The sequence below is a fragment of the Gordonia alkanivorans genome (genome assembly GCF_004011905.1).
In the GTDB taxonomy this organism is placed as follows: Bacteria; Actinomycetota; Actinomycetes; order Mycobacteriales; family Mycobacteriaceae; genus Gordonia; species Gordonia alkanivorans.
Genome location: NZ_CP027114.1, coordinates 217,555 through 241,894, shown reverse-complemented (window position 1 = coordinate 241,894; position 24,340 = coordinate 217,555). Strand labels below are relative to the sequence as shown.

Genomic DNA, 24,340 nt, shown 5'->3' with positions numbered 1-24,340 from the left:
GTTCGCTCGGGAAACTCGACTCCTGCTTGAACGCGCTGTGATGGCGGTCGATAGCATCGATCCTTGTGAGCAGCGATACATCAGAGGTTGGCCGTAAGGCCACGCAGGCCGAGCCCACCATCACCGTCGAGCGAGACGGCGAGATCGCCATCTTCCGGCTGAACCGCCCCGACCGGCTCAACGCCTTCACGCTGCAGATGGGCGAGGAGTTGCGGGCGGCCTTCGACGAGACCGACGCCGACGACTCGGTGCGGGCCGTGGTGCTCACCGGCACCGGCCGGGCGTTCTGCGCCGGCGCCGACCTCGAGGCAGGTGGGTCGACCTTCGACGCGTCGTCGGCGGTCGAGGGCGACGAGGTCCCGGCCGACGAGGGCGGCAGACTGACGCTCCGCATGTTCGCCTCACTCAAGCCTGTCATCGCCGCGATCAACGGCCCCTCGGCCGGCGTCGGCGTCACCATGACCCTGCCCGCCGACGTCCGGATCGCCTCCGAGGACGCGAAATTCGGCTTCGTCTTCGCCGCCCGCGGCCTCGTGCCCGAAGCGGCGTCGAGCTGGTTCCTCCCGCGGCTCGTCGGTCTGCCGACGGCTCTCCAGTGGACGGTCGGCGCCAAGATGGTGCAGGTCGACGAGGCGCACGAACGCGGACTGATCCAGCAGGTCGTGCCCAAGGACAAGGTCCTCGAGACCGCGCTCGCCGTCGCCCGCGAGATGACCGTGAACAGCGCACCCGTCTCGGCGGCGCTGACCCGCCAGCTGTTGTGGCGCATGGCCGGGGCACCCAGTCCGCTCGACGCCCACCACGCCGATTCGAAGGCGATCTTCTACCGCGGCCAGTCCGGCGACGTTTACGAGGGCGTCATGTCGTTCTTGGAGAAGCGACCGGCGACGTACCCGAACAAGGTGTCGGAGGATCTCCCCGACATCTTCTGACCTGTTCAGAGCAATCCGGCCCCGTCAGCTGTCAGCTGGCGGGGCCGGACGCGTTTCCGCTGCAAACAGCCTGTGTTCAGCACGTGAACTTCGGCGAACACGCGGCATGAACGGTGGCAGGCTGCGCTGACCGCGGTTATCGTGGCGAACAGCAGGCCAGAAGAGAGCGGAAAGGAGGTGGCGCAGATGTCGATCGGTATGGCGGTGTTCGTTCGCGAGTGGCGGATGACCGACCCCGGCTGCCGGTACGGGCTACCAGCCCGAACCCGGTCCGGACCAATCACATCCAGCGCCACCAGTTCCTGAGGTCGTGAACCTCGATGGTCGGCGCGCTCACTCGCCCACGCATCGAGGAGTATCCATGACCATCTTCGTCACGAATGCGGGATTACAGATCCTCGCGCGCGTCACCTGGCGTCGCGCTGCCGTCCTGCTGACCACCGAGGTCGCACGCAACGTCGAGGGCACCCCCTTGGTGCGCGTCGTCCATTCGCCGACCGTGTCGCTGCCCATCCACAAGGTGGTGGCCATCAAGCGGGACGCCTACCGTCCGTACGCGGGCAAGACGATGGATTCCTACGCCTCCAATGCGACGATCCTGCGTCGCGACCAATGGATCTGCGCCTACTGCGACGGTCCGGCCGACACCGTGGACCACATCGTGCCGGTGTCGCAGGGCGGCCCCAGCACGTTCGGCAATCAGGTCGCGGCATGCAAGTCCTGCAACGGTTTCAAGGCCAACCGCACCCCGAGGAAAGCGGGAATGGCCTTGCGGCACGCACCCTTCGTCTACGACCCGTGGGCCGTGGACCAGAAGGAGGTCTGGGAGATGTTCATGCTGCATCCCAAGACCGACTGAGAGGTCGGACCGTCAGAGCGTGAGAACCGTTCAGGTGGGCAGGGGTTCGGCGCCGCGTTCCTTGAGCAGCATCGACATCTGGCCGATCTCGTTTCCCTGATCGCTGAGCATGTTCAGGGCGAGCTGCTTGGTCGCCGACCCGGAACGGTCGTCGTTGTACGCCGCCTGCGCCATCTCGAGTCCGCCGCGATGGTGCCGGATCATCAGCTGCAGGAACAGTTTCTCGGCCTCGTCGCCGCGAAGGGTGGCGAGTCGGCCGAGTTCCTCGGTGCTCGCCATGCCCGGCATGAGCGGTGCGTCGGGCGTGGTCCCCGAGCCGGCACCGTGGGAATGTGAATCACCGTGGGACATCCACGACATCGGTTCGTCGGAGGTCAGCGGCAGCTCGAAGAACTGCAGCCAGCCGCGCATGGTCGCGCTCTCCGCGGATTGGGCGACGACGAGCTGGTCGGCCAATCCGCGGATCGTCGGATCCACATCGGGGGCGGCGAGAACTGTGCGGGCCATCAGGAGGGCCTGATCGTGATGCGTCGACATGTCCTGTGCGAAACCGATGTCGGAGGGGCTCATCGTCTTCAGGTCGTCCCGCGAGCCGGGTGACCACACCGAACCGATGACCACGCCGACCGCCACGAGCAGGACGGCGAGCGAGGTCAGTCCGGCGATCTGCGTACTGGTGTGCCGGTCGGTCATCCGAGGAAGGAATCCTGATCCGGCGGCGGGGTGTAGACCCGGTTGCTCAACTCGAGGGCGTAGAAGCCCCCGTCGGCGCAGGTGGTGAGGATCTTGTTGCCGTGGAACTCCGGCGGGGAGAAGCACCAGTCGGTGGCCATGTCACCACCCACGACCATGCCCATGCGCGGACCGATCATCTCGTTCAGCTTGGCTCGTCCGTTCACGAGAGACATTCCGAGGCTGAGGAATTCGATACCCGGTGCGCCGATGACCGACCCGAGCACATGCGGTGAGTTGGGCCGGGTCAGTGCGGTCGCGCCCTTCTGTGCCGGCGGGTTGTAGTAGGCGATCTCCTTGATGGCGGAGAAGTCCCGGATGTCGAACACGCGGATGCCGGACGATTCCCAGGCGCAGGCCAGCGCCGTCGGATCGTTCGGACGGTCGACCGCGCAGTAGTGCGGGTTGCTGCCGAACAACGAACCGCCCATGGACGAACGGAACTGGGTGTCCAGGTGTTCGGGCAGGTTGATCTCGAGTTTGAGCTGTGCGGCGTAGCGGGGTTTGTTGACCCGGGCGACGTCGAAGATCTTGACGCCGCCCGAGCCGCCCTCGTCGGCCGTGATGACGTGGGGCGTGCCGCGGTAGGTGATAGGGATCGAGTGCTGATTGAGCTGGCCGTCCGGCCACAGGTACGCGGCCACGTGGGGGACCTGCGGATACGGCGCACGACGCTGTACCGCGCTGATGTCGAGGACCGTGACGCCCGCCATGTTCGACAGGTACATGCGATTGCCGTCGGGGGTGATGCCGAAACCGTGACCGAGGAAGCTGTGCAGTCCCTGCCAGATCACCCGCGGGTTTCGCGGATCGGCGACGTCGATCGCGCTCAGGTGACCGGGTGCGACACCCGACGCCCAGTAGGTTCGGCCATCCGGTGACCAGCCGCCCTCGTGCGAGGTGAACGGGATGGGGTAGGCGATGCCGCCGCCACGGGCGTTGAGCAGCTTGGGTCGGGTGCAGTCGGAGATGTCGTAGACCGCGAAAAAGCCTGCACCCCAGAGGAGCGGGACCCCGGTCGCGGCGAGGAGTTTGCGTTTCTTGTTGACCTTCAGGGTCTCCCACGTGCCGCCGCGCATCGCGGTGTCGGTCAGCGACCCGACGACCTTCGGGTTCCGGGGATTCGAGGCGTCGATGACCTGGACGCCCGGCTGAGGCAAGAAGTTGTTGCCGGGAAAGAGACTTCCGGTGTAGCTGCAGTGCTCGAAGGATGCGGACACGATGCCGCCGCCCGCACCCGTCACATTGCCGAGTTCGGTCAGGTTGCAGTTGTAGCCCTGCTTGCTCCGGCCCGACTGTCGGTCCTCGGCGCTGACGTCACCCTGCAGGCCCGGTTCCGGCTTGGAGCCCGGACCGCAGTCGGCCTTGGGAACAGAAGTGTCGGAGATGTCCGGGAACCAGTGGTTCGCGGCGGTCGCCGGCGCCGACACCAGCATCGTCGACGCGAGCACTGCCCCCGCGGCAAGGCAGGTGATCGCGTGTAGTCGCCGTCGTGCTGTGGACACATTCCATCGATCTGGCGTCATCGCCCCTCCGATCGTGACCTGAGTCACGCTAACGGCCGGACTGAGACGGTGGGGGTGATTCGTCGAAAGAGGCATGTCGTCGGCACACGCGGCGGGGCATCGGCCATCCGAACGACTCCTGGATCGCCGGGAACATTCCCGGCCCGCACCCGCTCCAAGTATTCGAACGCAGCGAACAGCCCGCACTGTCGGACACCACGAAAGGAACAACCCATGAGCACCCAGATCCCCGCAGACGCAGTCCTGGTCGACACCAATGGCGACGGCCTCGTCGACGCCGCCCTCGCCGACATCGACGGTGACGGCACCACCGACGCCGTCCTCGACACCGACGGTGACGGCTCGGCCGATTCGATCGCCTACGACACCAATGCCGACGGCCAGATCGACCTGATCGAGGCGGACAGCGACGGCGACGGCTACACCGACATCGCGGTCGCCGACACCGACTGCGACGGCACCTTCGACACCGCCGTCGACGATCAGGGCAACGTCTCGGTCGGCGACTTCGGGAGCATCGACGGAAGCGACGCCGTCTGACCCGCCTCTGAGTCCCGAGCCCCCGCACGCAGCCGGTCAGCACAGCTGACCGGCTGCAAGGCGTTTCACCGGTCAGTCGGTGACAGGTTCGGGCCCCGGGCGCGGTCGGCTTCTGCGGTCGGCGACGAAGGCCAGCAACGCGGCGGCCAGACACGCGGCCGCGCCGACGCCCAGGCCGACACGCGGATTGGTGGCCTCGATGACCGCGCCGATCAGTGGACCTCCGATCGGCGTCGATCCCATGAACGCCACCGACCACAGGGCCATGACGCGTCCCCGCATCTGCGGTTCGGCGTTGAGCTGCAGGGTGGCGTTGCCGGTCGACATGAACGTCACACTCAGCCAGCCCACCAGGAACAGCGCGCAGATGGCGGTGATCAGATCAGGTGCCAGCGCGGCCGCGGCGATCGTGATGCCGAATCCGAAGGCGGCCAGCGTGAGCGGCCGCAGGCCGATGGTGCCGCGCGCCGCGACGACCAGACCGCCGACCACCGCGCCGACACCCATGGCCGAGGTCATGAAACCGAGAGCCTGTGGGCCGCCGTCGAAGACGAAGTCCGCGGCGGCCGTCAGGGTGACCGGGAAGTTGTAGGCCAGAGTGCCGACCAGCGCCATCGTGGCGAGCGGAATCCACAGCGAGGGGATGCCGCGGACGTAGCGGATACCCTCGCGCAGCTGGCCTTTCGCACGGGGAACCGGGGTCTCCTGGGTGATCTTCGTGCTGTCGAGCGCGATCAGCGAGGCGACCACCGCGACGAAACTGACCGCGTTGATCGCGAAACACCAACCCGCGCCGACGAGTGTGAGGATGACACCGGCGACGGCTGGACCGACGGCGCGAGCGGCGTTGACCATCACCGAGTTCAGCGTGACAGCATTGCGGATCAGCGATTTCCCGACGATCTGGTGGATGAACGCCTGTCGCGCGGGTTGCTCGAAGGCGTGTCCGAGGCCGAGCAGTACCGCCAGGATCGCCACATGCCACACCGCCACGACTCCGGCGAGGGCGAGCGCGGCCAGCACCGCCGCAAGCAAGCCCATCATCGCCTGGAGGACCGTGAGCAGTCGCCGACGGTCGACGCGGTCGGCGATGACACCGGCATACGGGCCGATCAGGAGAACGGGCAGTGCCTGCAGCGCGACGATCAGGCCGAGAATCGATGCCGACCCGCTCAACGTCAACACCAGCCAGGCCTGGGCGGTGGCCTGCATCCAGGAACCGGTCATCGACACCGTCATACCGGCGAAGAAGATCCGGTAGTTGGGGATGTGCAGCGACGCGAAGACGCTGTCACGCGAATCAGAGGGCGTGGTCGATCACATCCATCAATGCGAGGGGCTGTTCGAGCGGGATGTGATGACCGGCGCCGGCGAGTTCGACGACGCGTGCGGGTTCGTCGAGGCCGGCGGTGACGATGTCGATCATCGCCGGGGTCACGACCCCGTGTTCGCCGTAGACGACGCTGAGCCGGCAGCTGCTCGGCGGGTGCGAGGGGAGATCGGTCAGTTCGTCGGCGAATCCGCGGTCGAACTTCCACCGCCAGCCGTCGTCGTCGCGGACGACCGACTGCCGCGCCACGTGGGCCCTGGCGTAGTCGAGGCTCGGGTGGTCGGGCACGAGCCGGAACCGTTCGAGGGCCGCCTCGGGTGACGGGTAGTGCTTGCTGCCTCGGGGAATGCCTTCCTCGGGCTGGTTTCGCTGGATCTCGTCGAGCATCTCGGCGTCGAGGATGCGGGAGTCGACGAGCACGAGGTTCTCGGTGAGATCGGGGTGGGCGGCCGACGTCCGGATGCCCACGAGCCCGCCCAGGCTGTGCCCCACGAGGACTGCGTCGGTGGTCGCTTCGGCAGCCGTGGCGACCGCGGCGACCTCGTCGGCCCAGATGCCCAGGCTGTAGGTGTCGCGCCAGTCGCTGTCGCCGTGTCCGGACAGATCGAGGGCGACGACGCAACGGTCCTGCGCGTACCGCGGGGCGATGTGGTCCCACCATCCGGCGTGGGCCGCACCACCGTGGACCAGGATCAGGCCGGGGGCGCCGGGTTCACCCCAGCAGCGATAGGTGATCCGCGCACCGTGGACGATGATCGACGAGTGCTCGGGTTCCGTTTCGACTGCTGTGCGGAACCACTCCGGAGCGTCCGCGGTGACGTTCGTGCTCATCGGCATAGCCTTTCACGCATAGGGTGAGATGAATACACACAATCAGACTGGACGGATCGGGTGATGGCGCAAACGGTGATCGTGTCGGGCGGTACGGGCGGATTGGGTTCCGCGGTCACGAGGAAACTGCTCGACGACGGTTGGCGTGTGGTCGTGCCGTGGGTCGTCGAGGCCGAGCTGTCGCGCCTTCCCGACTCCGATCGACTGGTCGCTCTCCAGGCCGATCTGTTCGACGAGTCGTCGGTGGCCGAGGTCGTCGCCGCTGCGGCAGGTGATCCGTCGGCTCCGGTGAAGGCCGTGGTCAATCTGGTCGGCGGGTTCGCGATGGGGGAGCGTGTGGACGCGACCCCGGTCGACGAGTTCGAGCGACTGCTCCGCCTCAACCTGCGTCCGCTGTATCTGCTGTCCGCGGCGGCGATCCCGAAGCTGATCGACGCCGGCGGCGGATCGATCGTCGGAGTGTCGGCGAAGGCCGCGTTCGCACCGTTCTCCGGTGCCGCCGGATACATCACGTCCAAGGCCGCCGTCTGGGCGTTCATCAGCGCCCTCGCCGCGGAGTACAAGGACGACGCCGTCCGGGCCAACGCGATCTTGCCGTCGGTGATCGACACCCCGGGCAACCGTGAGAGCCAGCCGGATTCGTCCCGCAAGGGCTGGGTGTCGCCGGAGGCGATCGCCGAGACCGTCGCCTTCCTGGTGTCCGACGCCTCCGCCGCGGTGACGGGTGCGCAGGTCCCGGTGCCCGGCGTCGGCTGACAATCGGCTCACTCCCCACGCCGGTACGCCATGCGCCCGCGGATCATTGTGCAGCGCACGGAATCCGCGCCTGTCCGTAGCGCGGATTCGAGGGTGTCGTCGAGTAGGACGAGGTCGGCGGGTTCACCGGGACGGACCGTCCGTGGCGCTGCGCCCGGGGTGCTCAGCGGCGTCAGATAGCGACCCAATGCTGTTCCGCGGCTGACCCGTTCGTCGGCGCCGATGGTGCGGCCGTCTGGTGCGAGACGGGTTGCGGCAGCGGCGATCACCGTCCATGGATCGACCGGTCCGTAGGGGGCGTCGCTCGACATCGCGACGGGTGCATCGCGTTCGACGAGTGATGCGCAGCGGTACAGGTCGGCGACATCGGAGGTGTCGAGGCGATCCAGGTAGTCGTCGCCCCGCGCGGTGATGAAGCCGGGTTGGGTGACTATGGGGATCTGTCTGTGGTGCAGCTCCTCGACGGTGTCTGCGGCGATGATCGCGCCGTGTTCGATCCGGTCGTCCGGGTGGCTGCCGACCTCGTCGAGGGCCGCGAGCAGGAGGAGCAGCGCTTCCCGGGTGACGCAGTGCGCGGCGACGCCGCGGCCCCATGAATGCGCGGTGTGGATCTGGTCGCACAGGGTTGGGAAGTCGGGGAGGTCGGAGTCGGCGAGGACGATCTTGAACGGTCCGACGGTCACGGTCGGTGGGAGGTCGGGTGTCGCGTCGAGTGGGACGCCCAGCAGGTGAAGTCGTTGTGGCACTGCTCCGTTCGTGTGCGAGGAGACGAGCGCGATGAGGGACTCGTCGGACAGGTTCGGCGTGGCGTCGGTGACCCCGGTGATGCCGTATCGGGCCAGTTCGGAACCGACGTGTTTCAGATCCGGCGGCCGGGCGTGCCCCATCCGCTCCCGAAGCCAGTCGTCGGCGCGCCACACCCGCCCGGTCGGTGCTCCGGAGTCGTCTCGCTCGACGCCGGGATGATCGGCGGTCCGCAACCCGACGCCCACGGCGGCTGCGGTGTTGAGGAACCACACCGCTCCGCTGCGGTGCTGGATGCGGACCGGCCGGCGGGCGTGGAGCTGATCGAGGGCGGCGGAATCGAGAAGTCCGGCAACGGTCTCCACATAGCCGATGCCGCGGACCCAGCCGGAGGTGTCGGGGGCGCGGTCCAGGGCGGCGCCGAGATCGCCGGCGCTGGTTACCTGGGGTGGACCACACTGTACCGACGCCGAGGCCGCAGCCAGCGCGTGGAGGTGGATGTGATGGTCGTGGAGACCCGGGATGAGTGCACCGCCGTCGGCGTCGATGACGTCGAATCCCGTTGTCGCGTCGCCCGTGAGGTCCACGCCGACCGTGGTGATCATGCCGTCGTCCACGGCCACGTCGCGGATGCCCTCGGGGAGTGACACCCCACGGAACAGGTTGCCGTTCATCGGGTTCCTCCACCGCCGGCGCGTGCTCGGGGTGGATCGAGGGGCACTGTGCCGGAACCGGTGTCGACCACCCATTGATCGCCGTCGCGACGCGTGGGCGGGGACGGTTGACCGCCGAGGGTCGAGGCGACCGTGGCGCGCATGGAGATGTCCCACAGTGTCCCGTTGCCGGGCTCGCACATTGCCAGCGCGGCGGCGGTCAGACCGGCCAACGGATCGGCGATCGCGTCGCCCACGAACATCGGGCCCGCGTCGTCGGCGGCGACCAGACCCGCCGAGGCTGCGATGTCGTCGCCGAAGCCGATCCGGTGGGAGTCGCGTCCGGCCGCGGTGATGGACAGCCAGGTGATCCCGTTGGCGACGAAATCCTCGGCGCGCAGACCGAATCGGCGTAGCGCTCGTGGTCGGGATGCCTCGATCACGATGTCGGCCGCGGCCACGAGTCGGTGAAGCGCTTCGCGTTCAGCGGCGATGGACGGGTCGAGCACGGCGGATTCGTGGCCGTCGTGGAGCAATCGGTAGAAGTCCTGGTTTCCGCGTCGCGCGCCGTCCGGACGTTGCGGTGTCTCGACTTTCACCACCCGCGCGCCCGCGAGACCCAGCAGGTGTGCGCACAGTGGCCCGGCCCAGAGGGCGCTGAAATCGACGACGAGCAGACCGTCGACCGGACGGGGAACACCGTTCGGCCGCAATGCGTCACGCGCTGCGTCAGCGATCGCGGCGCCATGTGCGACGCCGCCGCCCGCGATGCCCAACAGTGCAGCACGTTCGTCGAAGTCTGCTCGGGAGTGTCCGGCGAGCCAGGCGGCGACCTTCGGCCAGTGATCGTCCTCGGTGACCTCGCTCTCGATCAGCGCGCCCAGCAGGAGGGGGTCGTCTGGGCGTGCGCAACTCACCGCGACCCAGCCGTCCGATGCGGGAAGCAGACGCCCCGATCCGCCCGGGGTGAGGTCTCCCTGGCGGCGGTGACCCGTCAGTGCCGCGCGCTCTCCCAGCAGTGCGGCACCGTCGACGTCGACCGCTCCGGCGCTTGCCGTGCGGATCCAGTCGGTGAGTTCGCGCGCCCGTGCCGCGGCATGGCCGGGCGGAATGAGCGGCGGGCCGTCGGGCCTACCGGTGAGATGCGGGATCCCGCTCTCCGCCCAGGCGCGCACCGGATCATGGGACGCAGGGCTGGACACGGGCGAAATGCTACCGTCCGCAGGTAAAGCTCAGGAGGTTCACTGCCGTGCACGCCCGCCGTATCTCGATCGCCGATCTCGCCGCCGAACCGGTCGTCGGCGGCGGAGGCCTGTTCGGGGATGGTGCCGCTGTCTCACTCCCGCTGGTGCTGGTGGACCTCGACACCGCGGATGGCGTGACCGACGGTGACCTGACCCGGGCCGTCGACCGTGCCTCGGCGTCGGACGTGATCCTGATGGGAACTTCGACGGGCCCGCTCGACGACGCGCTGAACCCGCTGCTGGAGGCACTCGATCTCACCTGTGCCCCGACCGGAACCGGCCACCGGAGTGTGGTGGCCGCCGACGACGTCGACGCGGCTGTCGCAGTGTTCACCGATGCCGTCTCGCGCTGCCCGCAGGCATCCCTCGTCGGCGCGCAGATCGTGCGTGCCGCCGAACCGCTCGACCCCGTCGCGGCGATCGACGTCGAATCGCTGGGCTACTCGACACTCCAGGGCGGCGACGAGTTCGGTCGGTGGCTGGAGGCGCGTCTAGCGAAAGGACGACCTCTTCCACCGCCCGCCGTCGACCCGGTGCTGCTGGACCGACAGGCCGGAACCCTGCGGATCACCCTCAACCGGCCCGAACGCCGTAACGCGTACGGGACGGCCCTGAGAGACGCGCTCGTGGAGGCGTTGCGCCTCGCGGTCCTCGACGACTCGATCGACCGCATCATCATCGACGGCGCGGGCAGCTCCTTCTGTGCCGGCGGCGACCTCGACGAGTTCGGCCACATGCCCGACTCGTCGACCGCCCATCTGATCCGCACGCGCGGTGGGGCCGGCCGGTTGGTGTCCACGCTGGCTGACAAAGTCGAAGTCCGGCTGCACGGGCACTGCGTCGGCGCGGGTATCGAGATCCCCGCCTTCGCCGGGCACATCGTCGCCGCGCCGGACACCCGCATCCGCCTCCCAGAGGTGGCGATGGGCCTCATCCCTGGAGCGGGCGGAACCGTGAGCGTTCCCCGGCGCATCGGACGGTGGCGTGCGCTGTACCTGTTCGTCACAGGTGCCGAGATCGACGCCCAGCAGGCACTGGACTGGGGACTGGTCGACGAGATCCGGGAGTAGACCCGTTCCCGCAGACCCACCCCTTTTCCGTATTTCCACCCCCTAGCCGGGTAGTGGGTTTACGGAAAAGGGGTGGGTTTGCGGACGGGGTCGTGGAACTTGTCTAACTCAGTTGGTTCATTTTCCCCATTCGGCGACCGGTCTCTGCTTACGATGACCCCCGAGCTGCGGCCGACGCCGCCCGATTTCGCGTGAGCGCGTCCGCAGCGATCGTCGAAAATCGGTGAGGGGTCAGCGACACATGTCCGACGCAGTTCTCGTGGAGCGCCGGGGGCGCATCCTCGTCATCACGATCAACCGGCCACAGGCGCGCAACGCGATCAACCACGAAGTGAGCCAGTCGCTCGCCGACGCGATGGACGAGCTCGACGACAGTCCGGAGCTGTCGGTCGCCATCCTGACCGGCGCGGGCGGGAACTTCTGCGCGGGAATGGATCTGAAGGCCTTCGCGGCCGGCGAGTCGGTTGCCATCGAGGGTCGCGGTCTGGGCTTCACACAGAAGCCGCCGGCCAAGCCCGTCATCGCCGCCGTCGAGGGCTACGCACTCGCGGGCGGAACCGAGCTGGTTCTCGCGACCGACCTCGTCGTCGCGTCGAAGTCGGCGAAGTTCGGCATCCCCGAGGTCAAGCGCGGCCTCGTCGCGGGCGCCGGTGGACTTCTCCGGCTGCCCAAGAAGATCCCGTACCAGAAGGCCCTCGAATTGGCGCTGGCGGAACGCATCACCGAGAACGGTCCACTGGCCGTCGCGGTCACCAAGCGGATCATCGCCGAGTCGGAATCGTGGAGCGACGACGAGAAGTGGGACCGCCAGGGTCGCCTGCTCGCGCCGGTCTTCACCTCGAAAGATGCGATCGAGGGCGCCCGCGCGTTCGCCGAGAAGCGCAAGCCCGAGTGGACCGGCGCCTGAGTCAACTGCATGTGCCCAACCGATCAGCACGTGAAATCGATGTGAGGAGAACAGATGTCGTTCGAGGGTGAAGTCGCGGTCGTCACCGGCGGTGCAGGTGGACTCGGTGCGGCGACGGTGCGTCGGCTGCACGCCGCCGGTGCGTCGGTCGTGATCGCCGATCTGGCCGACCAGCCGGCGAAGGAACTCGCGGAAGAGCTGGGGGAGCGGGCGATCTATGCGCGCACCGACGTGCTCGACGACGACTCCGTGAACGCCGCGCTCGAGCAGGCGGGGGAACTCGGCGAGCTGCGCTACGCGGTCATCGCGCACGGCGGATTCGGTGTGGCACAGAAGATCGTCGGCCGCGACGGCTCGCCCGCCGAGATGAAAGGGTTCGTCAAGACCCTCAACCTGTATCTCACCGGCACCTACAACGTCCTGCGGCTGACCGCGGCCAAGTTGGCGGCCGGTGAACCCAAGGATTCCGGGGAGCGCGGCGCGATCGTGATGACCAGCTCGATCGCCGGCTACGAGGGGCAGGTCGGCCAGACCGCCTACGCCGCCGCCAAGGCCGGGGTCATGGGTCTCACCCTGTTCGGCGCGCGCGACCTCGGCTCGGTTGCCGTGCGCCTGAACACCATCGCCCCCGGCACGATGCGGACGCCGATCATGGAGTCGATGGGGGAGGAGGCGCTCACCAAGTTCGCCGCCGGCGTGCCCTACCCCAAGCGCCTCGGTCTTCCCGACGAATTCGCCGCGCTGGCGCAACACCTGCTCGAGAACAACTACATCAACGGAGAGATCGTGCGCCTCGACGGTGCGCAGCGGTTCCAGCCACGCTGACCGGGCCTGCCGCACATCACAAAAGCACAACGACGACCGTCTCGGCTTGGGGTGCTCCGTCGATCCCGGTTACCTTTGTTAAGTCTGAGAATATTGTTAACCAAAGGGGCTATTGGTGCGTTCCTCGTGGAAGAGGCGACTGGCTGTCGTCGCGTGTGCCGTCGCGGTTGCGGCGACCGGATGGGCGCCGGCGGCTCTTGCTGCGCCGGCACCCGACCCCAATCGCGCACGAATCGACACCGTCATCCACGACTCGGCCCAGCAGACGACGCTGATCGTCTACTCGGCCGCGATGCGCCGGCTGGTCCCGGTCAACGTCCTGCGTCCCAAGGACCTCACCAAGCCACGCCCGACCCTGTACCTCCTCAACGGTGCCGGCGGCGGCGAGGACTCGGCGACCTGGGCGGCGAAGACGCAGTACTCGAAGTTCTTCCGCGACAAGCAGGTCAACGTCGTGACGCCCATCGGCGGTGCGTTCTCGTACTACACCGACTGGCAGCGTGACGACCCGGTGCTCGGCCGCAACAAGTGGACGACGTTCCTGACCAAGGAACTCCCGCCGTTGGTGGACAGGGAGTTCAACACCACTCGCAAGAACGCGATCGCGGGCATCTCGATGGCCGGCACCTCCGTGCTGAACCTCGCCATCTCCGCACCGCGGCTCTACAAGTCGGTGGCCGCTTACAGCGGTTGCGCCCGAACCAGTGATCCGTTGGGGCAGACCTACATCCGGATGGTCGTCGCCGACCGCGGCATGGGCAACGTCGACAACATGTGGGGTCCGATCAACTCGTCGGGATGGCGCAAGAACGACCCGTACGTCAACGCCGCGAAGCTGCGGGGCACCAAGGTCTACATGACCAGCGGCACCGGCCTCCCCGGCTGGTACGACCGCCTCGAGGCCCCGCTGGTCGCCGGTGATCCGGCGACGCTGGCCAACCAGGTGATCCTCGGCGGAGTCATCGAAGCCGCCGTCAACGAGTGCACCAAGCAGATGGCGCAGCGTATGCGCGCGCTGAAGGTTCCGCACAAGGTCCTGTTCCGGCCCGACGGCACCCATTCCTGGGGTTACTGGGAACGCGATCTCAAGACCACCTGGCCGATGATCGCCAAAGATCTGAAGTGAGCGAAGCCGACCGACTGTGGGCTGACGATCTCGAGGCCGGACAGGTGTTCCGTTTCGGCACTCACCACGTGACCGAGGACGAACTGCTCGACTTCGCCCGCACCTGGGACCCGCAGGACTTCCACACCGACAAGGCCGCGGCCGAGGCCGGCGTCTACGGCGGGCTGATCGCCAGTGGTCTGCACACGATGTCGATCTATCAGAAGCTCGCGGTGACCGGGGTCCTGTATCGCTGGAAGGTCATCGCGGGCAAGCGACTTGCCGATGTCGTGTTCCTCCGGCCGGTGCGTCCCGGTGACACGTTGACCGGTTCGCTGACCATCGACGCCGTCGACTTCGACGACCGCAATCGTGCGCTCGTCAGGTCGACGTCGGAAGTGGTGAACGACGCCGGGAAGCCGGTGATGCGCACCGTCGTAGAGGCGTACGTACACGCTCGGCCGGCCGGCACCCCTCTGCCGGCCGACCGGGACGACTGAATTCAGCTCAGTTGGCGCGGTCCTTCAGCAGCAGCCGGACCGTGAGCTCGAGGCGATTGGTGACGTCGGTGGCCGACGCGCGTCGGGTCAGCCACTGCACGAGGTTCGACATCCACACGTCGGAGAGCACGCGGGCGATCGCGAGATCCTCTTCGGTGGGTTCGCCCACGCCCACGATGGCACCGGCGAGGAGCCGGTCGATGATGCCGGCGACCTGATCGACCTCGGCGGTCGCCGACGCGTCGGCGAACATGAAGGCGCGGGTCATCGCCTCGGTGAGCAGCGGGTCGCGCTGCATCGCGAAGGTGATCATGTCCAGTACGTGGCGCAGGCGGTCGATCGCGGTGTCGCCCCGCAGTTGTGAGCGGTCGACCTTCGACTCGACGCGTTCGAACTCACGCGCCAGTGCGGTCACCAGCAGGTGGACCTTGGACGGGAAGTAGCGGTAGAGCGTGCCGACCGCGACGTCGGCCTTGTCGGCGACGGTGCGCATCTGGACGGCGTCGTAACCGCCCTTGGAGGCCAGAGCGAGCGTCGCGTCGAGGATGCGGCGGCGGCGTTCGCGCTGCGCGGTGGAACCGGCTTCGGGCGACGCGGCAGGGGTTGCGGCCCCCGCTGGGGCGTCGACCGCGGCGTTGCCTGGTGCAGAGCGGGCCATGTGTGTACGGACATCCTCACGTGATCGGCGACCGGGGAGGCGGGGGATTCACGGGTGGCTACCCGATCACCTCCACCCATGGCATATTAGAACAGGTTCTAATTATTCCTCACAACTCGACATACAGAGGATCACTCGTGACTATCGCCACGTCTCCCGAACAACAAGCCGTATGCCACAGTATCGAGTCCTGGGCGCGCGCCGCGAAGGTGACCGAACTCGTCCGTTCCGACCTCGACAAGCCGCGCGACCAGTGGACACAGCTGTTCGGTCAGCTCGCGGACTTCGGTGTGTTCGCGGCCGCGGTGCCGGAGGCGTCCGGTGGTCTCGGGGCGGGATTCGTCGACGTGGCGGCGATGGTCGAGCAGTGCGGCATCGAATTGGTCCCGGGGCCCGTCGTCCCGACGGTGACCGCTGCTATCGCGCTGTCCACCAGCGCCGATGCCCGGGCGCAGGCGCTCCTCGACCAGGTTCTCGAAGGTGCGCTACCCATCGTGACGCCGGTCGCGAGCCACGCCGGCGGGGCGGCCGCACCGCTGTCCGACGCCATCGACCTCGGGCTCGTCGGCGGCTACTCCGAGGGTGTCGCGGTCCTCGCGGCGCTCGACGTCCCCGGTCGCGAGGGTCGCTGGTGGATCCTCCCGCCGAACGTCGGCAGCGCCGACATCGCGCCGGAGACCCCGCTCGACGGCACCACCTCAGTGGCCCGCGTGCGCCTGACCGGTGTCACCGCCGACGACCTCGTCGAACTACCCGATGCGCCGCTCGTCGAGGGGCTGCTGTCGGCGACGCTTGCTGCGTATCAGAGCGGCGTCACCCGCTGGACCCTCGACACCGCGGTCGACTACGCCAAGGTCCGCACACAGTTCGGTGCGCCGATCGGATCGTTCCAGGCGATCAAGCACATCTGTGCCGAGATGCTCTGCCGCAGCGAAGAGGTCACGGCCGTCGCATGGGACGTGGCCGGTGCGGTCGACGAGGTGCTCAACGCCTCCTCCGACGAACTCGCCTCTGCGCGAGAACAACTCGAGATCAGCCGGCTCGCCGCCGACGTCGTGGTGGCCCAGGCGCCCGCTGCCACGGCCAAGGACTGCATCCAGGTGCTCGGCGGGATCGGGTTCACCTTCGAACACGACGCGCATCTCTACCTGCGGTCCGCACTCGCCGCGCAGGCGGCTCTGGACCATGCGCACGATGCCGCCACCGCGCTCGCCGACCGCGGGCTCGCCGGTGCACGCCGGCGCTTCGCCCTCGACCTGTCGCAGGTCGAGGACAAGCGGAACGAGGTCCGCGAGACGGTCGCACGCATCGCGGCGGCCGACGCCGACGACCAGCGGCGCGTCCTCGCCGAGACCGGTTACCTCACCCCGCACTGGCCGGCGCCGTACGGACTCGGTGCCGATGCGGCCCTGCAGTTGCTCATCGACACCGAACTCGACGCGGCCGGCGTCGTCCGGCCCGACCTCGTCATCGGCGCCTGGGCGATTCCGACGATCCTGTCCCACGGCACCGACGCGCAGCGCGAACGCTTCGTCGCCCCGACCCTCGCCGGCGAGATCGTCTGGTGCCAGCTGTTCAGCGAACCGGAGGCCGGTTCCGACCTCGCCGCGCTGCGTACCAAGGCGGAGCGCGTCGACGGCGGCTGGAAGCTGTCCGGTCAGAAGATCTGGACCTCGCAGGCGCACAACGCGCAGTGGGCCATCTGTCTGGCGCGCACCGACGCCGAGGCCCCCAAGAACAAGGGGATCACCTACTTCCTCGTCGACATGTCCTCGCCGGGCATCGACATCCGGCCGCTCCGCGAGCTGACCGGTCGCGCCAACTTCAACGAGGTCTTCCTCGACGACGTCGTCGTGCCCGACGACTGCATGGTCGGCGAGGTGAACAACGGCTGGCGGTTGGCCCGCACGACCCTCGCGAACGAACGCGTGGCGATGGGCGGGTCCGGGCTCGGCAAGGAGATGGAGTCGCTGCTGCGTCAGGTGCAGGGCATGACGCGCGACCTCTCCGACGCCGAACGGGTGGCACTCGGCAGCCAGTTCGCCGACGCACATGTCGGTCGGGTCCTCGACGCCCGTGCCGCCACCCAGCAGCTCGCCGGACTCGACCCGGGTGCGCTGTCCAGCGTCCGCAAATTGATCGGTGTGCAGCACCGCCAGTCGGTGCCCGATCTCGCCCTGCGGCTCCTCGGCGTGCAGGGCCTGGCGGCCACCGATGCGTCCGACGCGGTGCTGCAGAACCGCTGTCTGTCGATCGCCGGTGGAACGACCCAGATTCTCAAGACCGCGGCGGCGGAACGCATTCTCGGTTTGCCGCGCGGCTGACCGGTCCAGGCTGCGCGAAACCGCAGATAAAGCCGGATCTCTACCCCCGGATGCGCCGACTCTGATACAACTAGAACAAGTTCTAGTTCTGTAGTTCGCGCACGGTGAGGAGACGCAGGGTGGACTTTGCCCTGGACGGCACGGCGATCGCGGTTCGCGACGTCGCGGAGGACGTGTTCGCACGACGACAACCCGACTGGGAGTCGACCTTCGGCAGGCGGGATTCCGGCGAGTCGGGAGCAGGTGAGTCGGGAGCAGGTGATCAGGTCGGCGGCTTCGATGCCGAGACCTGGCAGGCGCTCGTCGACGCCGGGTTGCTCGCGTTGCCGTTACCGGCCGACCACGACGGTGACGAGGTCGACGAGGCGGGACTGCTGCCGCTGTTCCGCCGGATGGGGCGCGCCGCCGCGGTGACCCCGGCGCTCGGCACCCTGACCGCCGCGCTCGTCCTCGCCCGGGCTGCCGGCGACGGTGGGGACGTGTGGTCGCGCTGGGCCGAGTCCCTGACCGCCGGGCGCTGGGCCGCCATCGCGATCGGTGAACACGGCGACCCGCTGACGCCGACTCCGCAGACCAGTGTCCGTGGCGGTCGCCTCAACGGCACGAAGGTCGGGGTCCTGCACGCCGAGGGTGCCTCGGTCCTGCTCGTCACGTCCGACGCCGGCGTCGTGGCCATCTCCCCGACGGCCGACGGTGTCACGCTCACGCGCACCCCGTCGTCGAGCGGTTGGGGCGAGTACACGGTCACCTTCGACGACGTCGCCGTCGACGATGCCGATGTCGTCAGTCGTGAGCTGTCGGTCCTGCGCGACCGGTACCGGCTCGCGCTGTGTGCCTACGCCGACGGTCTCGTCGCCGGGGCCACCCGGCTCACCGCCGACCACGTCTCGACGCGCGAACAGTTCGGCAAGCCGATCGCACTGTTCCAGGCCGTCGGTCAGCAGCTCGCCGACATCTACGTCGTCGGTCGCTCGATGGACCTGTCCACCACCGCTGCCGCGTGGCGACTGTCCGAAGGCCTCGACGCTGCAACCGATCTCGGCGTCGCCGCGTACTGGCTCGCCGAGGAGATCCCGCCGACCCTGCGGGCGATGACCCACCTGCACGGCGGAATCGGCGTAGACATCACCTACCCGCTGCACCGGTACTTCTCCGTCGCCAAGGACCTCGCCCGCCTGGTGGGTGGGGCCGCCGTGCGGCTCGACGAACTCGCCGACATCACCGAGGGCACTGCCCCGGCCGACCGAGTACAGGGGTGAGCATGTTCATCGATCTGACGCCCGAGCAGCGCGCGCTGCGTGAGGAACTCCGGGAGTACTTCGCCGACCTGGTGACCCCGGAAGAAGCGAAGGTCATGCTGACCGAGCGGCACGGGCCCACCTACCGCAAGGTCATCAAGCGCATGGGCGACGACGGCTGGCTCGGCGTGGGCTGGCCGAAGGAGTTCGGCGGCAAGGGATTCGGGGAGATCGAACAGCAGATCTTCACCAACGAGGCCGTCCGGGCCGATGTCCCGCTGCCGTCGGTCACCCTGCAGACCGTCGGTCCGACCCTCCAGGTCCACGGGACCGAGGAGCAGAAGCGCATCTTCCTGCCCGCGATCCTCGCCGGCGATGTGCACTTCGCCATCGGTTACACCGAACCCGAGGCCGGTACCGACCTGGCGTCGCTGAGTACCACCGCAGTGCTCGACGGCGACCACTACGTGGTCAACGGCCAGAAGATCTTCACCACCGGTGGGCATGACGCCGATTACATCTGGCTGGCCGTGCGCACCGACAAGGACGCGCCCAAACACAAGGGCATCTCGATCCTCATCGTGGACACGAGGGATCCCGGGTTCAGCTGGACGCCGATCATCACCGCCGACGGTGCCCACCACGTGAACGCCACCTACTACCAGGACGTGAAGGTCCCGGTGACGATGCGCGTGGGCGAGGAGGGCGACGGTTGGAAGCTGATCACCACGCAGCTCAACCACGAGCGCGTCATGCTCGGACCGGCCGGACGCATCGACGGTCTGGCGGCCCGACTGCGTGCCTGGACGCAGCGTCCGGGTCCCGACGGCACCGTGATCGCGAAGCATCCCGACGTGCGCCGGGCGCTGGCCACCATCGACGCCTACGGCCGGATCAACGAACTGCTCAACTGGCAGGTCGCCTCCACCGGTGAGGCGATCTCCATGGCCGATGCCGCCGCGACGAAGGTGTTCTCCACCGAACGCATCCAGTCGGTGTGCCGGATGGCGAACGAAATCATCGGCCGCTACGGCGATTTCACCGATCCGGAGACCGCCGCCCTGGTGGACTGGCTCGACGTCCAGCAGAAGCGCCACGTCGTCATCACCTTCGGCGGCGGGGTCAACGAGGTCATGCGCGACATGATCGCCACCGCCGGACTCGGACTCCCGAGGGCCAAGCGTTGAGCACCCCCGAGCTGACCGGTACCGAATTGACCGAAGACGAGGCGATCCGCGCTGCCGCGCAGACAATCATGGACGACGGTGCGAGTGCACCGGTGCGTGGGCGCGATCCGATCAACCAGCCGATGATCAACAACTGGGTCGAGGCGATGGGCGACGAGAACCCCATCTACGTCGACGATGCCGCGGCACGCGCTGCCGGACACCCCGGCGTGGTGGCGCCGCCGGCGATGGCCCAGGTGTGGACCATGCGCGGCCTCAACGGCGTACGCACGGCCGACGATCCGCTCGGACGCGCGACACAGCTCTTCGACGACGCGGGCTTCACCTCGGTGGTCGCGACCAACTGCGACACCGTGTACCACCGCTACATCCGGCCGGGCGAACAGGTGTCGTTGTCGGCCGAACTCATCGAGATCGTCGGCCCCAAGAACACCGCGCTCGGTGAGGGCTGGTTCTTCACCACCCGCAACGTGTGGTCGGTGCCTGACGAGAACGGTGCAGCCGAGGTCGTCGCGGAGATGCGGTTCCGCATCCTCAAGTTCCGCCCGGCCGCGAAGGACGCTGCACCCGAGCCGGTTTCGTCGGTACCCGACGATCTCGACCCGGCCCGGTTGCTCAAGCCGAGCGTCTCGCGCGACACCGCCTTCTTCTGGGAGGGTGTCGCCGCACACGAACTGCGCATCCAGCGCGACGGCGACGGCGCCCTGCGTCATCCGCCGGTCCCGGCGACCTGGAAGCCCCGCGAGGCCGACGGTTCGGTGCCGGCGACCGACTACGTCGTCGCCTCGGGAACCGGAACCGTCTACAGCTACGTGGTCCATCGTGCCCCCAAGGTCCCCGGCCGGCAGCTGCCGTTCGTCGTCGCCCTCGTCGAGCTCGACGAAGGCGTGCGGATGCTGGGTGAACTGCGCGGCGTCGAACCGGAGGACGTCGAGATCGGCATGCCGGTCCGGGCGACCTTCCTGGACTTCCCGGCCCGCGACGATGCGGGAACACCGGCGTGGACGCTGTACGCCTGGGAACCGGCGAGTGAAGGGGGAGAAGCATGACCGGTGTCGCCACTCCGGCGGTGAGCGTCGGAACCACACTGCCGCCTTTGGTCGTCGACGCGACCCCGACCTTCGTCGTCGCGACGGCACTCGCCACCCGCGACTTCCAGGACGTGCACCACGACCGCGACCTCGCGCAGGCCAAGGGGTCCAAGGACATCTTCGTCAACATCCTGACCGACACCGGTCTGGTCGAGCGCTTCGTCACCGACTGGGCGGGACCCACCGCCCGAATGCGTTCGATCGCACTGAAACTGGGCGTGCCGTGGTACGCCTACGACTCGGTCACCTTCACCGGTGAGGTCACCGAGGTCGCCGACGACGGCCTGCTGACGGTCGCCGTCACCGGAACCAATTCGCTGGGCAAGCACGTCATCTCGACGGTGACCCTCACCATCGGCGAGGGTGCCTCGACTTCGTCGCAAGGGGAGGGGCACTGATGGGCGGGTTGTCCGGACAGGCGGCTATCGCCGGCATCGGGGCCACCGAGTTCTCCAAGGACTCCGGGCGGAGCGAGCTGCGGCTCGCGGCGGAGGCGGTGTCGGCGGCGATCGCCGATGCGGGTCTGACCCCGGCCGACGTCGACGGACTCGTCACGTTCACCATGGACACCAACAGCGAGATCTCGGTCGCCCGGGCCGTCGGAATCCCCGAGCTGACCTACTTCTCGCGGATTCACTACGGCGGCGGCGCAGCGTGCGCGACCGTGCAGCAGGCCGCGATGGCGGTGGCGACCGGGGTCGCCGACGTCGTCGTCGCCTACCGTGCGTTCAACGAACGGTCGGGACTGCGGTTCGGACAGGTGAATTCGGCGGTCGCCAACCAGGAGAACTCCTCGGGCACGGAGAACGCCTTCAGCTACCCGCACGGGTTGTCGACGCCGGCGGCGTTCGTCGCGATGATCGCCCAGCGGTACATGCACGACTACGGCGCCACCAGTGAGGATTTCGGCCGAATCGCGGTCGTCGACCGCAAGCATGCCGCGGTCAATCCAGACGCCTTCTTCTACGAGAAGCCGATCACCCTGGAGGACCACCAGAACTCCCGGTACATCGCCGAGCCGTTGCACCTGCTCGACTGCTGTCAGGAGTCCGACGGCGGTGTCGCGCTGGTCATCGTGTCGGCCGAGCGTGCCAAGGACCTGCCGAACACACCGGCCGTGATCGCTGCGGCCGCAGCCGGTTCCGCGGCCGACCAGTTCATCATGACCAGCTACTACCGCGACGAGCTGGCATCGCTGCCCGAGATGGGTCTCGTCGGACGGCAGCTGTGGTCGCAGTCCGGCCTCGGTCCCGAGGACATGGACATGGCCGTCCTGTACGACCACTTCACCCCGTACACGCTCCTCCAGCTCGAGGAGCTGGGTTTCTGCGGACGCGGTGAGGCCAAGGACTTCGTCCGTGAACCCGGTGCCCTGGAGGTGGGCGGCCGCCTGCCGCTCAACACCCACGGTGGCCAGCTCGGTGAGGCCTACATCCACGGCATGAACGGCATCGCCGAAGCCGTCCGTCAGATCCGGGGTACCTCCGTCAACCAGGTCGACGACGCCGAGAAGGTCGTCGTCACCGCCGGAACGGGCGTCCCCACAAGCGGGTTGGTGCTCACCGCATGACCGGAACCGCAGCCACCACCCACATCAGTCCCGACCAGCCAGTCCAGTGCAACAACTCTCTTGAGAACGAGGAGCGCGCAGAATGAAGTTCAACCTCGCCGATGTCTTCGAGACGGTCGCCGATTCGGTGCCCGAGCGGATCGCGCTCAGCTATCAGGGCCGCCAGATCAGCTACGCCGAACTCGACAAGCTGTCCAACCAGGTGGCACACCTGCTCTCGGGTTCGGGTATCGGCGCCTTCGACAACGTTGCACTGTTCCTCAAGAACAGCGTCGAACACGTCACCAGCCTCCTCGGCCTGCTGAAGGTCCGCGCGGTGCCGGTCAACATCAATTACCGGTACACCAACGCCGAGCTGCAGTACATCTTCGACAACTCCGATTCGCGCGCGATCATCGTCGAACTCCCCGAGCACCAGCGCAGCGTCGCCGCGCTGCTCGCCGAGACGCCTACCGTCCGAACGGTGTTCGTCATCGGTGACGTCGCCGAGGAACTCACCGCGGCCGTCGCAGACCTGCCCGATGGACGCACCGTCGAGATCGTGTCCTTCGCCGAGGCCGACTCCAAGCCGGACAACCGCGACTTCGAGCCACGCAACGGCGAAGAGCTCTACCTGCTCTACACCGGTGGCACCACGGGTTACCCCAAAGGCGTCATGTGGCAGCACGACGACTTCTTCCGCAAGCCGCTCTCGGGTGGCAACCCCTACGGTGATCCCCGCAAAGATCTCGAGGAGATCGGTACGGCGGTCAAGGATTTCCCGTCCATCGCCTTCCTGCTGGCGGCTCCGCTCATGCACGGCGCGGCATCGTACTCGCTGTTCACCTTCTTCACCCTCGGCGGTCGCCTGGTGATCCAGCGCGACTTCGACCCTGAGGCCATCGTCACCGAGGTCGAGAAGGAGAAGGTCAACATCGTCCTCATCGTCGGCGACGCCATGGGCATGCCGCTGGTGGAGGAGTTGGAGAAGCGGAAGGACTCCGTCGACCTGTCGTCGATGTTCTCCATCACCTCCGGTGGCGCGATCTGGTCGCAGCACGTGCGTGACCGCATGCTCGCGGTGAAGCCGGATCTGGTGCTGCGCGACAACTTCGGTGCGTCGGAGTCGGGCAACGACGGCGAGATCATGATGGACGACAACGGCAACCTGAAGGTGCCGCCGACCGACCGCATGATGGTCGTCGACGAGAGTCTCAACAAGATCGAGCCGGGCTCGGGCAACGTCGGGTACATCGCACGCATCGGCAACGTCCCCCTCGGCTACTACAAGGACGAGGAGAAGACCGCCAAGACCTTTCCCACGCTGCCGGACGGCACCCGGATCTCGATCTTGGGTGACATGGGCACCGTCGAGGCCGACGGTTCGATCGTCTTCCTCGGCCGCGGATCGCAGTGCATCAACACCGGTGGCGAGAAGGTGTACGCCGAAGAGGTCGAGGCCACCCTGCACGCGCATCCGGCTGTCGCCGACGCGCTGGTCGTCCCGGTTCCCGACGAGAAGTACGGCCAGCGGGTCGCCGCGGTGATCTCGCTCGCCGAGGGCGCCGAGGAGCCGTCGCTCGAGGAGATCCAGGAGCACTGCCGCGAGACCCTGGCCCGCTACAAGGTCCCGCGCACCGTCGTGTTCGTCGACGAGGTCAAGCGCACGCCGGCCGGCAAGGCCGACTACCGCTGGGCCAAGGCGGCCGCGGCCAAGGAGAGCGCACCGGTCTGACCCG

Annotated in this window: 22 protein-coding genes and 1 pseudogene; 16 read left to right on the top strand and 7 right to left on the bottom strand. The window is 67.9% G+C overall.

Annotated elements, in window-relative coordinates; all coding sequences use genetic code 11:
- The first annotated feature begins 65 nt into the window (after positions 1 to 65).
- Both C5O27_RS01085 and C5O27_RS01080 read left to right on the top strand, forming a co-directional pair.
- Entirely contained in the window at positions 66 to 932 is an 867-nt protein-coding gene (locus tag C5O27_RS01085; protein ID WP_127961676.1) for an enoyl-CoA hydratase-related protein, read from the top strand.
- Between the two features lie 361 nt (positions 933 to 1,293).
- A complete protein-coding gene (locus C5O27_RS01080) occupies positions 1,294 to 1,791 on the top strand; it encodes an HNH endonuclease (RefSeq protein ID WP_005194436.1) in 498 nt (165 codons plus the stop codon).
- Positions 1,792 to 1,821: 30 nt separating this feature from the next.
- On the opposite strand, the gene C5O27_RS01075 is transcribed toward C5O27_RS01080, so the two are convergent.
- Together C5O27_RS01075 and C5O27_RS01070 are read right to left on the bottom strand one after the other, a co-directional pair.
- On the bottom strand, positions 1,822 to 2,484 hold the full coding sequence (locus C5O27_RS01075; protein ID WP_006358408.1) for a DUF305 domain-containing protein: 663 nt from the start codon (positions 2,482 to 2,484) through the stop codon (positions 1,822 to 1,824).
- Positions 2,481 to 3,959 carry an LVIVD repeat-containing protein gene (locus tag C5O27_RS01070; RefSeq protein WP_042376252.1) on the bottom strand — a complete coding sequence of 493 codons (1,479 nt, stop codon included), beginning with the start codon at positions 3,957 to 3,959 and terminating at the stop codon, positions 2,481 to 2,483. Before C5O27_RS01070 ends, C5O27_RS01075 begins: the two co-directional genes overlap by 4 nt.
- Before the next feature lie 303 nt (positions 3,960 to 4,262).
- Here C5O27_RS01070 and C5O27_RS01065 point away from each other — a divergent pair, with 303 nt between their 5' ends.
- Positions 4,263 to 4,589, top strand: coding sequence for a hypothetical protein (locus tag C5O27_RS01065; protein ID WP_006358410.1), 327 nt, complete (start codon positions 4,263 to 4,265; stop codon positions 4,587 to 4,589).
- Positions 4,590 to 4,661: 72 nt separating this feature from the next.
- On the opposite strand, the pseudogene C5O27_RS01060 reads toward C5O27_RS01065, so the two are convergent.
- A pseudogene (locus tag C5O27_RS01060) lies at positions 4,662 to 5,885 on the bottom strand (MFS transporter); the annotation flags it as partial.
- A gap of 4 nt (positions 5,886 to 5,889) precedes the next feature.
- Positions 5,890 to 6,750, bottom strand: coding sequence for an alpha/beta fold hydrolase (locus C5O27_RS01055; protein WP_127961675.1), 861 nt, complete (start codon positions 6,748 to 6,750; stop codon positions 5,890 to 5,892).
- A 63-nt stretch (positions 6,751 to 6,813) separates the two neighbouring features.
- Between C5O27_RS01055 and C5O27_RS01050 the strand changes: the two genes are divergently transcribed.
- Entirely contained in the window at positions 6,814 to 7,506 is a 693-nt protein-coding gene (locus C5O27_RS01050) for an SDR family NAD(P)-dependent oxidoreductase (protein WP_127961674.1), read from the top strand.
- Positions 7,507 to 7,514: 8 nt separating this feature from the next.
- Here C5O27_RS01050 and C5O27_RS01045 read toward each other — a convergent pair whose 3' ends face one another.
- Together C5O27_RS01045 and C5O27_RS01040 are read right to left on the bottom strand one after the other, a co-directional pair.
- On the bottom strand, positions 7,515 to 8,924 hold the full coding sequence (locus C5O27_RS01045) for an amidohydrolase family protein (protein WP_127961673.1): 1,410 nt from the start codon (positions 8,922 to 8,924) through the stop codon (positions 7,515 to 7,517).
- Entirely contained in the window at positions 8,921 to 10,105 is a 1,185-nt protein-coding gene (locus C5O27_RS01040; protein ID WP_127961672.1) for a CoA transferase, read from the bottom strand. Before C5O27_RS01040 ends, C5O27_RS01045 begins: the two co-directional genes overlap by 4 nt.
- A gap of 47 nt (positions 10,106 to 10,152) precedes the next feature.
- On the opposite strand from C5O27_RS01040, the gene C5O27_RS01035 reads away from it, so the two are divergent.
- The 5 genes from C5O27_RS01035 (at position 10,153) to C5O27_RS01015 (ending at position 14,554) form a co-directional block, all read left to right on the top strand.
- Entirely contained in the window at positions 10,153 to 11,217 is a 1,065-nt protein-coding gene (locus C5O27_RS01035) for an enoyl-CoA hydratase/isomerase family protein (protein ID WP_127961671.1), read from the top strand.
- 241 nt (positions 11,218 to 11,458) lie between these two features.
- Positions 11,459 to 12,124: a crotonase/enoyl-CoA hydratase family protein gene (locus C5O27_RS01030; protein WP_006358417.1), complete on the top strand. Its 666-nt coding sequence runs from the start codon at positions 11,459 to 11,461 to the stop codon at positions 12,122 to 12,124.
- 54 nt (positions 12,125 to 12,178) lie between these two features.
- Positions 12,179 to 12,949, top strand: a complete 771-nt coding sequence (locus C5O27_RS01025; protein WP_127961670.1) for an SDR family NAD(P)-dependent oxidoreductase — start codon at positions 12,179 to 12,181, stop codon at positions 12,947 to 12,949.
- Between the two features lie 115 nt (positions 12,950 to 13,064).
- Positions 13,065 to 14,075, top strand: coding sequence for an alpha/beta hydrolase (locus C5O27_RS01020; RefSeq protein ID WP_035751933.1), 1,011 nt, complete (start codon positions 13,065 to 13,067; stop codon positions 14,073 to 14,075).
- Positions 14,072 to 14,554, top strand: coding sequence for a MaoC/PaaZ C-terminal domain-containing protein (locus C5O27_RS01015; protein ID WP_006358420.1), 483 nt, complete (start codon positions 14,072 to 14,074; stop codon positions 14,552 to 14,554). The genes C5O27_RS01020 and C5O27_RS01015 overlap by 4 nt, the downstream gene beginning before the upstream one ends.
- 7 nt (positions 14,555 to 14,561) lie before the next feature.
- On the opposite strand, the gene kstR is transcribed toward C5O27_RS01015, so the two are convergent.
- Positions 14,562 to 15,212 (bottom strand): cholesterol catabolism transcriptional regulator KstR, encoded by a 651-nt coding sequence (kstR, locus tag C5O27_RS01010; RefSeq protein WP_005194416.1) that lies wholly within the window; start codon positions 15,210 to 15,212, stop codon positions 14,562 to 14,564.
- 137 nt (positions 15,213 to 15,349) lie between these two features.
- On the opposite strand from kstR, the gene C5O27_RS01005 reads away from it, so the two are divergent.
- The 7 genes from C5O27_RS01005 (at position 15,350) to C5O27_RS00975 (ending at position 24,336) form a co-directional block, all read left to right on the top strand.
- Positions 15,350 to 17,536 (top strand): acyl-CoA dehydrogenase family protein, encoded by a 2,187-nt coding sequence (locus C5O27_RS01005; protein ID WP_127961669.1) that lies wholly within the window; start codon positions 15,350 to 15,352, stop codon positions 17,534 to 17,536.
- A gap of 119 nt (positions 17,537 to 17,655) precedes the next feature.
- Positions 17,656 to 18,795 carry an acyl-CoA dehydrogenase family protein gene (locus C5O27_RS01000; protein WP_127961668.1) on the top strand — a complete coding sequence of 380 codons (1,140 nt, stop codon included), beginning with the start codon at positions 17,656 to 17,658 and terminating at the stop codon, positions 18,793 to 18,795.
- 2 nt (positions 18,796 to 18,797) lie between these two features.
- A complete protein-coding gene (locus tag C5O27_RS00995) occupies positions 18,798 to 19,961 on the top strand; it encodes an acyl-CoA dehydrogenase family protein (protein WP_006358423.1) in 1,164 nt (387 codons plus the stop codon).
- A complete protein-coding gene (locus tag C5O27_RS00990; protein WP_127961667.1) occupies positions 19,958 to 21,010 on the top strand; it encodes a bifunctional MaoC family dehydratase N-terminal/OB-fold nucleic acid binding domain-containing protein in 1,053 nt (350 codons plus the stop codon). The genes C5O27_RS00995 and C5O27_RS00990 overlap by 4 nt, the downstream gene beginning before the upstream one ends.
- Entirely contained in the window at positions 21,007 to 21,450 is a 444-nt protein-coding gene (locus tag C5O27_RS00985; RefSeq protein ID WP_127961666.1) for a MaoC family dehydratase, read from the top strand. The genes C5O27_RS00990 and C5O27_RS00985 overlap by 4 nt, the downstream gene beginning before the upstream one ends.
- On the top strand, positions 21,450 to 22,622 hold the full coding sequence (locus C5O27_RS00980) for a lipid-transfer protein (RefSeq protein WP_127961665.1): 1,173 nt from the start codon (positions 21,450 to 21,452) through the stop codon (positions 22,620 to 22,622). Before C5O27_RS00985 ends, C5O27_RS00980 begins: the two co-directional genes overlap by 1 nt.
- A gap of 82 nt (positions 22,623 to 22,704) precedes the next feature.
- Positions 22,705 to 24,336: an acyl-CoA synthetase gene (locus C5O27_RS00975; RefSeq protein ID WP_127961664.1), complete on the top strand. Its 1,632-nt coding sequence runs from the start codon at positions 22,705 to 22,707 to the stop codon at positions 24,334 to 24,336.
- Positions 24,337 to 24,340: the final 4 nt, after the last annotated feature.

Bases quoted from the DNA above. Each gene is read 5' to 3' on its own strand.
- C5O27_RS00985 (WP_127961666.1), top strand. From the start codon at position 21,007: ATGACCGGTGTCGCCACTCCGGCGGTGAGCGTCGGAACCACACTGCCG.
- C5O27_RS01080 (WP_005194436.1), top strand. From the start codon at position 1,294: ATGACCATCTTCGTCACGAATGCGGGATTACAGATCCTCGCGCGCGTC.
- C5O27_RS00980 (WP_127961665.1), top strand. From the start codon at position 21,450: ATGGGCGGGTTGTCCGGACAGGCGGCTATCGCCGGCATCGGGGCCACC.
- C5O27_RS00975 (WP_127961664.1), top strand. From the start codon at position 22,705: ATGAAGTTCAACCTCGCCGATGTCTTCGAGACGGTCGCCGATTCGGTG.
- C5O27_RS01045 (WP_127961673.1), bottom strand. From the start codon at position 8,924: ATGAACGGCAACCTGTTCCGTGGGGTGTCACTCCCCGAGGGCATCCGC.
- C5O27_RS01050 (WP_127961674.1), top strand. From the start codon at position 6,814: ATGGCGCAAACGGTGATCGTGTCGGGCGGTACGGGCGGATTGGGTTCC.
- kstR (WP_005194416.1), bottom strand. From the start codon at position 15,212: ATGGCCCGCTCTGCACCAGGCAACGCCGCGGTCGACGCCCCAGCGGGG.
- C5O27_RS01070 (WP_042376252.1), bottom strand. From the start codon at position 3,959: ATGCTGGTGTCGGCGCCGGCGACCGCCGCGAACCACTGGTTCCCGGAC.
- C5O27_RS00995 (WP_006358423.1), top strand. From the start codon at position 18,798: ATGTTCATCGATCTGACGCCCGAGCAGCGCGCGCTGCGTGAGGAACTC.
- C5O27_RS01025 (WP_127961670.1), top strand. From the start codon at position 12,179: ATGTCGTTCGAGGGTGAAGTCGCGGTCGTCACCGGCGGTGCAGGTGGA.
- C5O27_RS01030 (WP_006358417.1), top strand. From the start codon at position 11,459: ATGTCCGACGCAGTTCTCGTGGAGCGCCGGGGGCGCATCCTCGTCATC.
- C5O27_RS01075 (WP_006358408.1), bottom strand. From the start codon at position 2,484: ATGACCGACCGGCACACCAGTACGCAGATCGCCGGACTGACCTCGCTC.
- C5O27_RS01055 (WP_127961675.1), bottom strand. From the start codon at position 6,750: ATGAGCACGAACGTCACCGCGGACGCTCCGGAGTGGTTCCGCACAGCA.
- C5O27_RS01065 (WP_006358410.1), top strand. From the start codon at position 4,263: ATGAGCACCCAGATCCCCGCAGACGCAGTCCTGGTCGACACCAATGGC.